Origin of the sequence: Achromobacter sp. JD417 (assembly GCF_041879325.1) — a bacterium.
GTDB lineage: Bacteria > Pseudomonadota > Gammaproteobacteria > Burkholderiales > Burkholderiaceae_B > Achromobacter > Achromobacter mucicolens.
In genome coordinates this window covers 2,785,394-2,798,586 of the sequence record NZ_CP087159.1, presented here as the reverse complement: position 1 = coordinate 2,798,586, position 13,193 = coordinate 2,785,394, and the positions used below count along the sequence as shown (strand labels likewise).

Here is a 13,193-nt window from a genome sequence, read left to right as displayed (position 1 = left end):
GCGTCTGACCGGCGCCGGGGGAGTCAAAAAAAACGCCGGCATGCGCATGCCGGCGTTCTCGTGCCTGGCCGTCCTGGCCAAGTGTGCCGCCCAGCCGGTTCAGCCCCGGCCCACGAAGGGCATGTTGGTCGCCATGAGCGTCATGAACTGCACGTTGGCATCCAGCGGCAGACGGGCCATCGCGGCGACGGCCTGCGCCACGTGAGCGACGTCCATGCGCGGTTCCACCTTGGTGCTGCCGTCCGCCTGCAGGATGCCGGCGGCCATGCGCTCGGTCATTTCAGTGGCGGCGTTGCCGATGTCGATCTGGCCGCACGCGATGTTGTACGGGCGGCAATCCAGGGAAATCGACTTGGTCAGCCCCGTCACCGCATGCTTGGTGGCGGTATAGGCGATGGAGAACGGCCGGGGCGCATGCGACGAAATCGAGCCGTTATTGATGATGCGGCCGCCGCGCGGATGCTGCGCCTTCATGATGCGGATGGCCGCCTGCGCGCACAGGAACATGCCGGTCAGGTTGGTGTCCACGACCTCGCGCCATACGGCAACCGGCAATTCCTCGATCGGCACGGCCGGCGCGCCCCGCCCCGCGTTATTGAACAGCACATCCAGGCGGCCGTATTCGCGCTGGGCGGTGTCGAAGAGATCGCGGACCGCCTGCTCGTCGGACACGTCCGTGGGCACGACCAGCGCCCGCAGCCCGTCCTCGCCCGCCGCCGTGCGGGTGGCTTCCAGCGGCTCGCGCCGGCGGCCAGCCAGCACGACCCGGTAACCCTGCGCCAGGAATTCCAGCGCGACTGCGCGGCCTATGCCGGTACCGGCGCCCGTGACCAGGGCGACGCGGGGCGGATCGATCTCGTTCGTGTTCATCGGATTCTCCGTCTTATGAATGCGCGAAATCCTACCCGAATCGCTTTACGGATGCTGCAAGCGAAGGTTCCAAGCGCAACACACTTTCAACATTCCGGCGCGCGCGGCCACCCGCGCGATTTGCTATTCTTCGAGTCTCAGCATCACACGCCGGTCACATTCATTCATGCACGCCACTCCCGGAAACGTCTTCATGGTCGTCGCGCCCAGCGGCGCCGGCAAGTCCAGCCTCGTGAAGGCCCTGCTTGCCCAAGACCCCTCCATCCTGCTTTCCATCTCCTGCACCACGCGCGCTCCCCGCCCCGGCGAAGAAGACGGCCGCGAATACCGGTTTGTGTCGCTGGACGATTTCAAACGCATGCGTGAAGGCCAGAACCTGCTGGAATGGGCCGAGGTCCACGGCAATTTCTACGGCACCCCGCGCGACCGCATCGACGAGGCCACCGCCCAGGGACGCGACGTGCTCCTGGAAATCGACTGGCAAGGCGCGCGCCAGGTAAAGCAGCGTTTTCCCCGCGCGATCGGCATTTTCGTGCTGCCGCCGTCCATCGACGAGCTCGAAAGCCGCCTGAAGGCGCGCGGCCAGGATGAGCCGCACGTGATCGCCCGCCGGCTCATGGCGGCAGGCGGCGAAATCGCCCACGCGCCTGAATGCGAATATGTTATTATTAATCAAGAATTTAGCGTAGCCCTGTCGGAGCTGACCCAAATCGTCAGCGCCGCACGGCTACGCTTTTCGTCTCAGGCCGCCCGCCACGCCGAGTTGTTTGCGCAACTTGGCATCCCGGCCGAGCACTGAGCCGAACGCATTCTCTCCATCATCCATCAGCACCAGGTGTCCTAATGGCTCGCATCACTGTCGAAGACTGTCTGAATCAAATCCCCAATCGTTTCAAGCTCACGCTGGCCGCGACGTACCGCGCCCGTGAATTGGCGCAAGGCCACGCCCCGCGCCTGGACAGCAAAGACAAGCCCACGGTCACTGCCTTGCGCGAAATCGCTGGCGGCCTCACCGGCGTTGAAATGCTGCGTAAAGTTCCCACCTGATACGCTCCGGGGGGCTGCAAGCATGGCTTTTCCCGGGCTGAAGTACGCTTCATCTGGTCTGCTTGCCGCACTGCGTGCCGGCTCCCGTCTCGGGCGCCGCACGGGCAAGAAAGACAAGAATTCCCCTACGCCACCGTCCGTCGCCGCGCAAGAAGCGGCGGACGTGACCGGATCTCCGGTCGCCTCGCTGGCGCCGCTGACCGAAATCATCGGCAGCTATCTCGACAAGAACGATGTTGAGCGCGTGCGCGAAGCCTATCGCTTCGCGGACCAGGCGCATCTTGGGCAATTCCGCGCCAGCGGTTCGCCCTACATCTCTCATCCCATCGCCGTCACCGAAATCTGCGCGGGCTGGAAGCTAGACGTCAACGCGCTGTCTGCCGCCCTGCTGCACGACGTGATGGAAGACCAGGGCATCGCCAAGCACGAACTGGCCGAGAAATTCGGGCCGGAAGTCGCCGAGCTGGTCGATGGCCTGTCCAAGCTTGATCGCCTGGATTTCGCCACCAAGGCCGAGCAACAGGCCGAGAGCTTCCGGAAAATGCTGTTGGCGATGGCGCGCGACGTGCGCGTCATCCTCATCAAGCTGGCCGACCGCCTGCACAACATGCGCACGCTGGACGCGGTCAATCCCGAAAAGCGCCGCCGCATCGCGCGCGAAACGCTGGACATCTATGCGCCCATCGCGCATCGGCTTGGCCTGAACCTGCTGTTCCGCGAGCTGCAGGACCTGTGCTTTGCCGCAATGTACCCGAATCGCTACCAGGTGCTGTACAAGGCGGTCCTGGCGGCGCGCGGCAACCGCCGCGAGGTCATCACCAAGATCGCCGATTCCGTGCGCGCCGCCCTGCCGGCCGCCGGGATCGAAGCCGAGGTCAGCGGCCGCGAAAAAACCCTGTTCGGCATCTACCGCAAGATGGTCGACCAGAAAAAGTCTTTCTCGGACGTGCTGGACATCTACGGGTTCCGCATCGTGGTCCATACGCTGCCCGAGTGCTATCTGGCGCTGGGCACGCTGCATCAGCTGTTCCGCCCGGTGCCCGGCAAGTTCAAGGATTACATCGCCATCCCCAAGGTGAACGGCTACCAGTCCCTGCACACGACGCTGGTCGGCCCCTACGGCACCCCGGTGGAATTCCAGTTCCGCACGCGCGACATGCACCATGTCGCCGAGGAAGGCGTGGCGTCCCACTGGCTGTACAAGGGCGCGGACCTGACGCTCAATGACCTGCAAAAGCGCACGCACCAGTGGCTGCAGTCGCTGCTGGACATCCAGAGCCAGACCGGCGATTCCGGCGAATTCCTCGAGCACGTCAAGGTCGACCTGTTCCCGGACGCGGTGTACGTGTTCACGCCCCGCGGCAAGATCATTTCCCTGCCCCGCGGCGCCACGCCCGTCGACTTTGCCTACGCCATCCACACCGACATCGGCAACCAGGCGGTCGCGGCCAAGGTTAACGGCGAATTCGTGCCGCTGCGCACCGAACTGAGCAGCGGCGACACCGTCGAGATCGTCACGTCGCCGGCCTCGCGCCCCAATGCGCAATGGCTGAACTATGTGCGCACGGGCCGCGCGCGCTCGGAAATCCGTCACTACCTGCGCACGGTCAAGTACGAAGAGTCCGTGGCCTTCGGCGAGCGGTTGCTGGCCCAGGCCATGCAGGAACTGCACATGCCGCTGCCCGCCACCGACGACCCCGGCTGGCAAAAGCTGGCGCGCAGTACCGGCGCCAGCTCGCGCGAGGAAATCCTGGCCGACATCGGCCTGGGCAAGCGGCTGGCCGCGGTGGTTGCCCGCCGCTTCGCGCCGGAACACCAGCTTGTCGCCACCACGGCTGCCGCGGTGGACGAACTGACCTCGGCACGCAGCGCCCCCATCCTGATCCAGGGCAACGAAGGCCAGGCGGTGCAACTTGCGCCTTGCTGCGGCCCGCTGCCGGGCGACCCGATCGTCGCCGGCATGCGCATGGGTCATGGGCTGGTGGTGCACACGGCCGATTGCCCCGTCGCGTTGCGCCAGCGCCTGCGCGAACCCGAGCGCTGGATCAACGTGGGTTGGGATGCGCAAACGGCCAAGCACCTGGCCACGCGCCTGGACATCGTCACCCGCAACGAACGCGGCGTGCTTGGCCGGCTGGCGGCGGAAGTCACCGCGGCCGATGCCAACATCGTGCATGTCACGATGCACGACGACGCCGTCGCCACCGTGTCGCTGCACTTGACCATCCAGGTCGACAGCCGCAAGCACCTGGCTCAGGTCATCCGCGCCATCCGGCACGTGCCGCAAGTGCAGAAGATCGTCCGCGTGAAGGGTTGAGGCGCGGCCCCAAGAAAAAAGGCGTCCGGCCACAAACCGGACGCCTTTTGCATTTCAGGTCACGTGCTGCAGGAAGTCCTTCAGACGCTGGCTGGGCGGATTGCTCAGCAATTCTTCCGGCGGTCCGTCGTGCGCGATCTTGCCGCCGTCGATGAAGATCAGCCGGCTGCCGACCTTGCGCGCGAATTCCATCTCGTGCGTCACGACCACCATCGTCATGCCCTCCTCGGCCAGATCGCGCATCACCTTGAGCACCTCGTGGCGCAGCTCGGGGTCCAGCGCGGACGTGGGCTCATCGAACAGCATCAGCTTGGGCATGATGGCCAGCGCGCGCGCGATGGCCACGCGCTGCTGCTGCCCGCCGGAGAGTTCGGCCGGATAGTGCTTCATGCGTTCGGCCAGGCCCACCTTGGCCAACAGGCTCTCGGCCAGCTCGCGCGCCTCGGCGCGGCTCTGGCCGCGGGTATGGATGGGTCCGAACATGACATTTTCCAGCGCCGTCATCTGCGGGAACAGATTGAACTGCTGGAACACCATGCCGGCTTCGCGCCGGATCTCGCGCACCGTCGCCGCATCGCCCTTCACACTGAGACCATCCACCAGCAGATCGCCGTCGTTGATCGTCTCCAGCACGTTGATGCAGCGCAGGAAAGTGGACTTGCCCGACCCGGACGGCCCGACCACCACCACGACCTCCCCGGCGTCGATGTTGAGCGAGATGTCGTTCAGCACCGTCGAGTCGCCAAAGCGCTTGGTGACGTTATGAAATTCAACCATGCTCATATGATGCGCATCCTCTTTTCGACCAGATGCAGGGTCAACGCCATCAAGCCCGTGAGGATCAGGTAGATGATCGCCACCGCGGACCAGATTTCGACCGCCCGGAAATTGCTGGCCATGATTTCCTGCCCTTGCCGGGTCAGCTCCGCCACGCCGATCACGATGAACAGCGAAGAATCCTTCAGGCTGATGATGCACTGGTTGCCCAGCGGCGGAATCATGCGCCGGAAGGCGACCGGCCCGATGATGTGCAGCAGGATCTTGTAAAAGGGCAGGCCCATTGCCTGCCCTGCTTCCTTCAGCCCCTTGTGGACCGACAGCAGCGATCCGCGCACGATTTCCGAGATATACGCCCCCGAATTGATGATGAGGGTGGCGATCGCCGCGAATTCGGCGTCCACCCGGATGTCCGCCAACAGCGGCAGCGCAAAGTAGATGAACATGACCTGCACCACGATGGGCGTGCCGCGGATGACCGCGACGTACACCTGCGTGATGCCCGAGAGCACCGCGTTTCCGTAGGCCCGCGTCACGCCCGATAGCGCGCCGAGCAGGAAACCGCCCGCCAGGCCCCAGAAAGTGATCTTGATGGTCATGAGCGTACCCGTCAGCAGATTGGGTAACGCGTCCTCGATGACAGCCCAGTCAAACTCCACGATCTTCCCCCAATGGCGCGCGCGGGCGCGCCCACATCATGGCGGACGCGCCCGCGGCAAGGGTGGCGGCTGTTGCCGCGCCCTTGACCGCGGTTCAGGCGGCGCGTCCGTAGAAAATGCCGCTTGCCCAGCCGGTCAGGGCTTCTTGCCGAACCACTTGGTGTAGATCTTGTCGTACTCGCCGTTGGCCTTCAGCGTGGCGAGCGCCTTGTTGACCTCGGGCACCAATTCGCTGCCCTTGGGGAACGCAATGCCGTAGAAGTCGCCGCTCTTGACCGAGCCGATCACCTTCACGCGGCCCTTGCCCGCGGTATTGGCGTAATACTGGACGTTGGGCGTATCGTGCACGGCCGCGTCGACGCGGCCGGTTGCCAGTTCGAGATAGGCGTTGTCGATATTCGGGAACAGCTTGAGCTTGGCGTCGGGCACCTGCGCCTTCAGGAAGTCCACCGTCGCCGTGCCGGTCTTGACCGCAACGGTCTTGCCGGACAGAGACTTGGCGTCCTTGATGTCGGTGTTCTTTTCGCCGACCAGGATGGCCAGGCCGCTTTCGTAGTAGGGATCCGAGAAATCGATGACCTTCTTGCGGTCATCGCGTATCGTGATACCGGCCAGCGCGGCGTCGATGTTCTTCGTTTGCAGGCCGGGAATAATGCCGGCGAAGTCCATCGGCTGCAGCTTGTACTTGAGATTGAGTTCCTTCGCGATGGCCGCCCACAGGTCCACGTCGAACCCGACGTAAGTGTTGCCCTGCTTGAATTCGAACGGCACGAAAGCGGTATCGGTGGCCACCACCAATTCCTTGCCCTGGGCCTGGACGGCGGAAGTGGCGCCGAACAGAGTCAGGGACAGGCCCACCATTGCGGCGGCGACTTTACGTTTGATCATGAAACTCTCCTCTTGGGGAGCGCAGGGCACCCCGGGCTTGTTGTAAGGGCATGATTCCTGGGTCGCGCCGGGATCGCCAGCGCAACTTACCGACGATCTTAACGCAACAATCCACGCCCCGGCCGGTGGCGGACCCCTTACAATCCGCGAGACATCCGGAGGTTTTCGATGGCCTACAAATATGTGCGCATCGCTGGAAACCGCCGCCAGGTCGGCCTGGCGCTGGGCAAGCTGGCCCGCCCCATCATGGGGACCTATCTGGACCAGAGCGGCACCTGGAGCGCCCTGCGCCCGTGGCGCGGCCACCCGTTCGTCGATGACTTGGCCCAACAGGCGCAGGCCGCCCTGCCGCAGATCTGGGAAGAACTTGAAGGCCTGGCTGAAGGCTTGCGCATGCCGGTCAGCGACGTGCTGCTATGGCATTGCCGCGGAGATCTGCTGCACAGCACCACGGATGGCTGCACGTCGGTCGCCATGCGGGCGGCAGACGGATCGCGCTGGATCGGCCACAACGAGGACGGCGATCCCTTTCTGTATGGCCGCTGCCATCTGGTGGATGTCGCGCTGGACGATGCGCCCGGCTATCTGAGCTTCTATTACCCGGGCTCCCTGCCCGGCCACACGTTTGCCGCCAACCGCGCGGGCCTCGTGCAAACCATCAACAACCTGCGTACCCGGCAGCGGCATGCGGGCGTGCCCCGCATGTTACTGGCGCGGGCCGTGCTGGACTGCACGACGCTGGACGAGGCCGTGACACTATTGCGCGAGCAGCCCCACGCGGGCGGATTTCATCATCTGTTGGGCGCGGCCGGAGATGCGCGCGTGCTCAGCGCCGAGGTGACGCCGGGATCGGTGTCCATCCAGGAAGTCGGCCGGCGCTACGGCCATGCCAATCACATGGTGCACGCCGCCACGCGTGGCCAGGCGCAGCTCGTGACCGACTCGTCGCGGGCGCGGCAGAACCGGATCGAAGGCCTGGTGGATGGGTGGTTGCCGGAATCGACCCACGCCGACATGCTTGCCGCCCTGCTCGATACCCAGGGCACGCTGCCGATCCTGCGCACGGCAAAGGACGACCCCGACGACGAGAACACGCTGGCCACGGCGATGTTCGAAATCACCGATGAGGCCGTCGTCCTGCGTGTTTACGACCGCAAGGCGCGCGCGGATATCGCGCTGGACGTGATGTCCGATCCCGAATGAACGGGACCGGACATCGCGGCGGGCATTACTGCGCGCCGTAGCCGCCGCCTCCCGGCGTTTCCACGACGAACACATCGCCCGGCCGCAGCTGCGCGCTGTCCTGGGGACCGAGTTCTTCGATGGTGCCATCCGCACGTTCAACCGTATTGCGTCCCATGGCGCCCGGCTGGCCGCCGGCCAGGCCGAACGGCGCATAACGCCGGTTGTTCGACAGGATGGCCGCGGTCATGTCTTCCAGGAAGCGGATGCGGCGCACGCCGCCGTCGCCGCCCGGATACCGGCCCGCGCCGCCCGAGCCCTTGCGGATCTCGTAGGACTCCAGACGCACCGGGAATCGGAACTCCAGCACTTCCGGATCGGTCAGGCGCGAGTTGGTCATGTGCGCCTGCACCACCGACGTGCCGGCAAAGCCCTCGTCGTGCGGACCGGCCGCGTCGATACGGACCGGACCGGCGCCAGTTCCGCCCGAAATGGTCTCGTAGTACTGATGACGCGCATTGCCGAACGTGAAGTTGTTCATCGTGCCCTGGCTGGCGGCCAGCACCCCCAACGCCCCGTACAGCGCGTTGACGATGCACATGGAGGTCTCCACGTTGCCCGCGACCACCGAAGCGGGCGGGTTCGGGCGCAGCATCGACCCTTCGGGCAGGATGATGGTCAGCGGCACGAGGCAGCCGTCGTTCAGCGGGATGTCGTCATTGACCATCGTGCGGAACACATACAGCACCGCGGCCACGGCAATCGCACCGGGCGCGTTGAAGTTGTTGTCCAGCTGCGGCGACGTGCCCGTGAAATCCACCACGGCGCTGCGCGCCTCGGTATCCACACGCACCGCCACGCGGATGACCGCGCCGTTGTCCAGCGGGTACTCGTAGCTGCCGTCCTTGAGCACCGAGATCACGCGGCGCACCGCCTCTTCGGCGTTGTCCTGCACGTGGCCCATGTAGGCGCGCACAACCTCCAGGCCGAAGTGATCGCACATGCGCAACAGCTCTTGCACGCCCTTTTCGTTGGCGGCGATCTGCGCGTGCATGTCGGCGATGTTCTGGTCCGGATTGCGCGCCGGCCAGCGGCCCGACCCCAGGATCTGGCGCGCGGCTTCTTCGCGGAACTCGCCGTTCTTGACGAGCTGGAAGTTCGTGAACAGCACGCCTTCGTCTTCGACCGTCTTGGAGTCCGGCGGCATGGAGCCCGGCGTGGTCCCGCCGATATCGGCATGGTGGCCGCGCGATCCCACGTAGAACAGGATCTCGCGCCCTGCCTTGTCGAACACCGGCGTGATCACCGTGACATCAGGCAGGTGCGTGCCGCCGTGGTACGGGTCGTTCACCACGTACGCGTCGCCCGGCTGCATCTTGCCGGCGTTGGCGTTCATGACCGTGCGCACCGATTCGCCCATGGAACCCAGATGCACGGGCATGTGCGGCGCGTTGGCGATCAGGCGCGCCTGCGCGTCGAAGATGGCGCACGAGAAGTCCAGACGCTCCTTGATGTTGACCGAGTACGCCGTGTTCTGCAGGCGGTAGCCCATCTGTTCGGCGATCGACATGAACAGGTTGTTGAACACTTCGAGCATGACGGGGTCGGCCTGCGTGCCGACCTTGCGTTGCTCGGGACGCGCCTCGACGCGGCGGATCACGAAGTGATCCTGCGACGTCAGCTCGGCCTGCCAGCCCGGTTCCACGATCGTGGTCTGGTTGGGCTCGGAAATGATGGCCGGTCCCGCGACCACGTCGCCGCCAGCCATGTCCTCACGCACGTACAGCGGCGTATCGCGCCAGGCGCCCGCGCTGTACATGCTGACGACGCGGCGGGCCGCCAGCGCGCCCACGCGGGTGCGCGACGTGGCCGCTTCGCCCACGCGCTCGCCGCCGCCCGTGGCCTCGACCGAAATGGTCTCGACCACCAGCTCGCGGTTGGGCATCAGGAACGAATAGCGCTGGCGATAGGCCGCCTCGAAATCGCTGCGCGCCTGCGCCAGATCCGAGAACGCCACTTCCAGCGCGGTGTCGGTGCCGCGATACTTCAGGTGCAGGCGGCGCTGCACGGAGATGTCGGCCTCGGCCACATGCTGGCGGCGCAGTTCGCCGACCGCCTGGCCCGCCAGGACATCCAGTTCCGCCTTCAGTTCGCCCATCAGGGACGCGTCCAGCACTTTTTCGACGGTCTTCTGGCGCATGTCCGTCTGATCCGCCAGACCCATGCCATAGGCCGACAGCACGCCGCCCAGCGGGTGCGCAAACACGGTCGTCATGCCCAGCGCGTCCGCCACCAGGCAGGCGTGCTGGCCGCCCGCACCGCCAAACACGGTCAGCGCGTATTCGGTCACGTCGTGGCCGCGTTGCACCGAGATGCGCTTGATGGCTTCGGCCATGTTGCCCACCGCGATCTGCAGAAAGCCCTCGGCCAGTTGTTCCGGCGACATCTCGCGCCCGGTGGCCGCAAGCACTTCGGCGGCCATGGCGGAAAAGCGTTCGACCACGGCGTCGCGGTCCAGGGGCTCGTTTGCCTCGGGGCCAAACACGTTCGGGAAGAATTCGGGTTGAATCTTGCCCAGCAGCACGTTGCAGTCCGTGACGGCCAGCGGGCCGCCGCGGCGATAGCACGCCGGGCCCGGATTGGCGCCCGCGGAATCGGGCCCGACGCGCAGTCGCGCGCCGTCAAAATGCAGGATGGAGCCGCCACCGGCCGCGACCGTGTGAATGCTCATCATGGGCGCGCGCATGCGCACGCCGGCCACCTGGGTTTCGAATTCGCGTTCGAAATCGCCCGCGTAGTGCGACACATCGGTGGACGTGCCGCCCATGTCAAAGCCGATCACCTTCGGAAAGCCTGCGATTTCGCTGGTCCGAACCATGCCGACGATGCCGCCGGCCGGCCCGGACAGGATCGCGTCCTTGCCGCGGAAACGGTGGGCATCGGTCAGGCCGCCGCTGGACTGCATGAACATGAGACGGATGCCGGGCAGTTCGCCGGCCACCTGGTCCACGTAGCGCTTCAGGATGGGCGACAGATACGCGTCCACCACGGTCGTGTCGCCGCGCGAGACGAACTTGATCAGGGGGCTGACCTCGTGCGACACGGACACCTGCGTGAAACCGATCTCGGCGGCGATGCGCGCGGCCTGCTGCTCGTGGCCGGTGGCGTGCCACGCGTGCATGAACACAACGGCCACCGCGCGGATGCCGCTGTCGAAAGCCGCCTGCATGTCACGGCGAAGGCCGGCTTCGTCCAGCGGACGAATCACTTCGCCGTCGGCCGCCACGCGCTCGTCCGCCTCGACGACGGATTCGTACAGCATCTCGGGCAGCAGCACGTTGCGGTCAAAGAGCCGCGGACGATTCTGGTAGGCGATGCGCAAGGCATCACGGAATCCGCGCGTGGTGACGAGCAAGGTGCGCTCGCCCTTGCGCTCGAGCAGCGCATTGGTGGCCACCGTGGTGCCCATCTTCACGCACTCGACCTGGTCGGCGGGCACCGGCTGTCCGGGCGCGATGCCCAGCAACTTGCGGATGCCGGCCACGGCCGCATCGCGGTATTGCTCGGGGTTTTCCGACAGCATCTTCGCCGTGGTGGTCGAGCCATCGGGGCGTCGCGCCACGATGTCGGTGAAGGTGCCCCCACGGTCAATCCAGAATTGCCACTTCATAGGTGTCCTCGAAAACAAGAGACCGCCGCAGCGCGTTCGGCCGCGGTCGGGTTGCGGATGGATCGGGGCCCTGCCCCGGATGTTGGATTCAGAGAGAGGTCGCGGCCCTGGCCGCCTGGTCATACAGGCCGGAAAGCGCGCGCAGCGTGTGCGCCAGTTGCCGGCTGAATTCCAGACCGCCCCCGCCCGGGCCGTCCAGGCCGGCGGTCAGGCATTGCTCGCGGATTTCGCCATAGCGCTTCAAGATCGCCGCGCCTTCGGGGGTGACGCTGTAGAAGACTTCCTTGCTGCTGCGCTCGCCGCGCACCACGCCAAGACGTTCCAGCTTCTTGAGCGCATAGCTGACGATATGGGTGTCTTCGACATTGAGCGTGAAGCAGATATCGGCCAGCTTCTTCGGACGCTCACGATGGTAGACATGGTGGAACACCATCACGTCGGTGGGCGTCAGGTCGGGCAGACCCGCCGCAGCCATGCATCGCACCGTCCAGCGGTCGAAGGCGTGGCTGGCGATCATGAGCCCGAATTCCACTTCGGACAGGTCGGGCGCGCTGCCGCCGGCAAGATGTGCCGACGACGCTATCAAGGTGGGGCTCATAAGGGCGCAAGCGAAGATTAATTGGATTAAATACTAATAATTTATCTATATTTCATCAATAAAAAATGGCAGCGGACGGCAAAAAATCCCTCGTTTCGAGGGAATACCCCTAGCGATTAAGGTCGCGGTGAAGCCGTCAGGGCGCGTTCCACCCCATGGGCAGATTGGCCCGGATCATCCAGCCGGCAATCGAAATGCGCGCCGCGATCTCGGGCATGGCGTCGCCAGGCCCGAACCAGCGGGCGTCTGCAATTTCGTCTTCCTGGACCCGGATGTCGCCGGAGACGTAGTCCGCAGTGAACGCGACCATCAGCGAATGCGGAAACGGCCAGGGCTGGCTGCCGAAGTACTGCAGGTTGCCGACTTTCAGCCCGACCTCTTCGAAGACCTCGCGATGGACAGTCTGCTCGATGCTTTCGCCGGGCTCGACGAAGCCGGCCAGCGCGGTGTACCGGGCAGTCGGCGCGTTGGCGTGACGCGCCAGCAGGATGCTGTCGCCTTTGCGGATCAGCACCATCATCGCCGGCGAGATGCGCGGGTATGCGGACAGGCCGCACGCGGGGCATCGCAAACAGAATTCGTGCGCGACACGCTCGGCAGGCGTGCCGCAAGCGCCGCAGAACCGGTGGGTTCGCGCCCATTCGGCGATTTGATAGGCGCGGCCGGCCAGCGCCATGCCTTCGTCGTCGAACACGCCGAACAGCGAGCGCAGCTTCTTGAAGGCGTAACCTTCGGGCGCTTCGAGGCCAGGGTCGACACAGACCGTGCGATACGGCGACCCCGCCTGCATCCAGACCGGCTGCAAGGCCGAGGCGCCAAGCCCGATGCGTTCACACAATGCCGAATCCGGCAACACGCTGGACGACACCTCGACCAGCAATTCATCACGGCGAAAAACGAAATTCACACGACCCTCTTCGGCGCGTCATCGATCCCGCAATCTTAGAAGAAAAACACGCTGACAGCCGGTCTGAGCACCGCATCAGCCGCGGACTTGGCGGCGTCATTGAACCTTCAACCAATGAACAACATTCCCTTCCTAGGGATTACCCGTAAAACGCCGATTTACCGCCCTTTGTTACTGCACAGCAACATAGAATGGCACGGCGCTCGGGCGGCGCGACGCCGCGCCGCGCATGCTTTTTTTCGCAATGCCTATCGGGTCAGACCCGACCTCACCATTCG

General features: G+C 65.1%; 11 protein-coding genes. 4 read left to right on the top strand and 7 right to left on the bottom strand.

Annotated elements, in window-relative coordinates; translation table 11 throughout:
• Positions 1-99: 99 nt before the first annotated feature.
• Entirely contained in the window at positions 100-870 is a 771-nt protein-coding gene (locus LN047_RS12910; protein ID WP_056317463.1) for an SDR family oxidoreductase, read from the bottom strand.
• A gap of 166 nt (positions 871-1,036) precedes the next feature.
• Between LN047_RS12910 and gmk the strand changes: the two genes are divergently transcribed.
• From gmk to LN047_RS12895, 3 genes are read left to right on the top strand one after another with little or no spacing between them, the layout of a single operon-like run.
• Positions 1,037-1,669 carry a guanylate kinase gene (gmk, locus tag LN047_RS12905; RefSeq protein WP_081101052.1) on the top strand — a complete coding sequence of 211 codons (633 nt, stop codon included), beginning with the start codon at positions 1,037-1,039 and terminating at the stop codon, positions 1,667-1,669.
• Positions 1,670-1,713: 44 nt separating this feature from the next.
• Positions 1,714-1,917, top strand: a complete 204-nt coding sequence (gene rpoZ / locus LN047_RS12900; RefSeq protein ID WP_006219679.1) for a DNA-directed RNA polymerase subunit omega — start codon at positions 1,714-1,716, stop codon at positions 1,915-1,917.
• A gap of 22 nt (positions 1,918-1,939) precedes the next feature.
• Entirely contained in the window at positions 1,940-4,234 is a 2,295-nt protein-coding gene (locus tag LN047_RS12895) for a bifunctional (p)ppGpp synthetase/guanosine-3',5'-bis(diphosphate) 3'-pyrophosphohydrolase (protein WP_063954917.1), read from the top strand.
• A gap of 54 nt (positions 4,235-4,288) precedes the next feature.
• On the opposite strand, the gene glnQ is transcribed toward LN047_RS12895, so the two are convergent.
• From glnQ to glnH, 3 genes are all read right to left on the bottom strand, one after another.
• Positions 4,289-5,017 carry a glutamine ABC transporter ATP-binding protein GlnQ gene (glnQ, locus tag LN047_RS12890; protein WP_062841152.1) on the bottom strand — a complete coding sequence of 243 codons (729 nt, stop codon included), beginning with the start codon at positions 5,015-5,017 and terminating at the stop codon, positions 4,289-4,291.
• Positions 5,014-5,670, bottom strand: a complete 657-nt coding sequence (glnP, locus tag LN047_RS12885; protein WP_056317451.1) for a glutamine ABC transporter permease GlnP — start codon at positions 5,668-5,670, stop codon at positions 5,014-5,016. The genes glnQ and glnP overlap by 4 nt, the downstream gene beginning before the upstream one ends.
• A 135-nt stretch (positions 5,671-5,805) precedes the next feature.
• The gene (gene glnH, locus LN047_RS12880; RefSeq protein WP_373981941.1) at positions 5,806-6,558 is read right to left on the bottom strand and encodes a glutamine ABC transporter substrate-binding protein GlnH; all 753 of its coding nucleotides are present in this window, start codon (positions 6,556-6,558) and stop codon (positions 5,806-5,808) included.
• Positions 6,559-6,726: 168 nt separating this feature from the next.
• Here glnH and LN047_RS12875 point away from each other — a divergent pair, with 168 nt between their 5' ends.
• Positions 6,727-7,761 (top strand): C45 family autoproteolytic acyltransferase/hydolase, encoded by a 1,035-nt coding sequence (locus LN047_RS12875; protein ID WP_373981940.1) that lies wholly within the window; start codon positions 6,727-6,729, stop codon positions 7,759-7,761.
• Between the two features lie 25 nt (positions 7,762-7,786).
• Here the strand turns inward: LN047_RS12875 and LN047_RS12870 are convergent, their stop codons facing one another.
• The 3 genes from LN047_RS12870 to nudC all read right to left on the bottom strand — a co-directional run bounded on the left by LN047_RS12870 (position 7,787) and on the right by nudC (position 12,915).
• On the bottom strand, positions 7,787-11,410 hold the full coding sequence (locus LN047_RS12870) for a hydantoinase B/oxoprolinase family protein (protein ID WP_373981939.1): 3,624 nt from the start codon (positions 11,408-11,410) through the stop codon (positions 7,787-7,789).
• Positions 11,411-11,498: 88 nt separating this feature from the next.
• A complete protein-coding gene (locus LN047_RS12865) occupies positions 11,499-12,008 on the bottom strand; it encodes a winged helix DNA-binding protein (protein ID WP_056317441.1) in 510 nt (169 codons plus the stop codon).
• Between the two features lie 136 nt (positions 12,009-12,144).
• A complete protein-coding gene (nudC, locus tag LN047_RS12860; RefSeq protein ID WP_128829424.1) occupies positions 12,145-12,915 on the bottom strand; it encodes an NAD(+) diphosphatase in 771 nt (256 codons plus the stop codon).
• Between the last annotated feature and the right edge of the window lie 278 nt (positions 12,916-13,193).